Genomic DNA, 2,588 nt, shown 5'->3' with positions numbered 1-2,588 from the left:
GCCGCCGATATTCTCAGTTTAGCTCTGTTGACTCCCCCCGGCGAATTGGGGGCTGATATTGCCGTGGGTAGCAGTCAACGCTTTGGGGTTCCCTTGGGTTATGGGGGTCCCCATGCCGCCTATTTTGCCACCAAAGATGTCTATAAACGCAGTATTCCGGGGCGCATTGTCGGGGTATCGAAGGATAGTCAGGGTAAACCCGCACTGCGTTTAGCTTTGCAAACCCGCGAACAACATATCCGCCGGGATAAAGCCACCAGTAATATTTGTACCGCACAGGTGTTACTAGCGGTGATTGCTTCCATGTACGCGGTGTATCACGGACCGGAAGGAATCAAGAAAATCGCCCAAAGAGTGCAGAAATTAACCGCTTTATTGGCAAATGGTTTAAAAAAGTTGGGTTATCAAGTGGGGAAAGAACCGTACTTCGATACGCTCAAAGTTACGGTATCCACGGGAGTTAAGGATATCTTCGCCAAGGCAAAAACCCATAAGATTAATCTGCGTTATTTTGATGAGAATAATCTAGGAATTAGTGTCGATGAAACCACCAGTCTCAGGGATGTGTGGGATTTATGGCAAATTTTTGCCCCCACCGAGGAATTACCCTTTACCGCGGCGGAATTAGTCGAGAAAATTAGTCTAGAATTACCCGCTAATTTAACCCGTACCAGTGCCTATCTTACCGAACCGGTGTTCAATCGTTACCACTCGGAAACGGAATTACTCAGATATCTGCACCGTCTGGAAACAAAGGATTTAGCCTTAAATACTTCCATGATTCCCCTCGGTTCCTGTACGATGAAACTCAATGCCGTAGCGGAGATGATTCCGGTAACTTGGGCAGAATTCGGCAAATTACACCCTTTTGCTCCGATTGACCAAGCAGAAGGCTATCAACTGCTCTTTCAACAGTTAGAGACTTGGTTAGGGGAAATTACCGGGTTTGATGGCATTTCCCTACAACCGAACGCCGGTTCTCAGGGAGAATATGCTGGTTTACAGGTGATCCGAGCCTACCATGAAAGTCGCGGTCAAGGTCATCGTCAGATTTGCTTAATTCCTGAGTCCGCTCACGGGACTAATCCTGCCAGCGCTGTTATGTGTGGTATGAAAGTAGTGGCGGTTAATTGCGATTCTCGGGGCAATATTGATATTGATGACCTGAAAACTAAGGCCCAGAAGCATCAGGATAATCTAGCGGCTTTGATGGTAACGTATCCTTCCACTCACGGCGTTTTTGAACAGGGAATTAGCGAAATTTGCGCCTTGATTCATCAATACGGTGGTCAAGTCTATATGGATGGCGCCAATATGAATGCTCAGGTGGGTTTATGTCGTCCGGCGGATTTTGGCGCTGATGTCTGTCACTTGAATCTCCATAAAACTTTCTGTATTCCCCACGGTGGTGGCGGCCCCGGTATGGGACCAATCGGAGTAAAATCCCATTTAGTGCCTTTTCTGCCCGATGTTTCCCTAGTTTTGGCGAAATTATCCCCAGAAACCGCTAACGGTAAGCATCAGGACTCAATTGGCGCAATTTCGGCCGCGCCTTGGGGTAGTGCCAGCATTTTGGTGATTTCTTGGATGTATATCGCTATGATGGGGGCAGCAGGCTTGAAAAAAGCGACAGAAGTGGCAATTTTGAACGCTAATTATATGGCTTTTCGTCTGGAGTCGGCCTATCCGGTTTTATTTAAGGGTAGCGCGGGAACGGTTGCCCACGAGTGCGTGATTGATTTACGTCCCCTGAAAAAACAGGCCGGCATCGAGGTGGAAGATGTGGCAAAACGCTTGATGGATTTCGGTTTCCACGCACCGACGGTTTCTTGGCCCGTGGCTGGTACAATGATGGTGGAACCCACGGAAAGCGAATCTTTGGGCGAATTAGACCGTTTTTGTGAAGCTTTGTTAACTATCTATCAAGAGGTACAAGCGATCGCTAATGGTAGCATGGATCCCCACGATAATCCCTTGAAAAATGCCCCTCATACAGCCGCAGTTTTAACTGCCGATGATTGGAGTCGTCCCTATTCCCGTCAACAGGCAGCTTACCCGCTTTCTTGGCTACAAGATTATAAATTCTGGCCGGTAGTGGGACGGGTTGATAATGCCTACGGGGACAGAAATCTGGTTTGTTCCTGTGAGGGTATGGACGCTTATAAGTAATCGTAATTCCTTGATAATATTAGTGGGGTAGTTGCAAATTACCCCGCTTTTTTCTGGTTTTTCGGAACTTGGCCTCTAAAATTAACTAGGAGCTGCTGAAAAACTTTTTCCTGGGGTTAGCAGTCGGGAGTCACTGATAATTGCTGATTGTCGGTATTTTTGCCAATGTGATCTGCACCCAATTAACAATTAACCTCACTACTACTTCGTCACCAAAAACCAACCGGAATCCGTGGATCTGATCGCCTTTAATCCTTCTAAATCAGTAGCTTCTTTGGTTTGACGATCGATAATTAGGTAAGGTTGCTTGTGACTTTGCCAGTGATTGATTAATTCTTCGGCAGCAAGGGGAAAAACCCGACGACCACTATAAAAATTTAACGAGGGGCGCTCGTAGGCAAAAGCAATATAAACAGGGT

The 2,588-nt window shown here is 46.9% G+C and carries 1 protein-coding gene and 1 pseudogene; one reads left to right on the top strand and one right to left on the bottom strand.

Translation table 11 applies throughout. The features are described from left to right. The coding region (gcvP, locus tag PX481_RS17555) for an aminomethyl-transferring glycine dehydrogenase (RefSeq protein WP_288095228.1) at window positions 1–2,169 on the top strand (2,169 nt) is incomplete at its 5' end. A gap of 201 nt (window positions 2,170–2,370) precedes the next feature. On the opposite strand, the pseudogene PX481_RS17550 reads toward gcvP, so the two are convergent. Next, a pseudogene (locus PX481_RS17550) lies at window positions 2,371–2,588 on the bottom strand (phospholipid carrier-dependent glycosyltransferase); the annotation flags it as partial.

This window comes from Microcystis sp. M53603_WE2 (assembly GCF_030065435.1).
The sequence above is the reverse complement of the archived record's forward strand: the minus strand, read 5'-3'. Positions and strand labels throughout refer to the sequence as shown.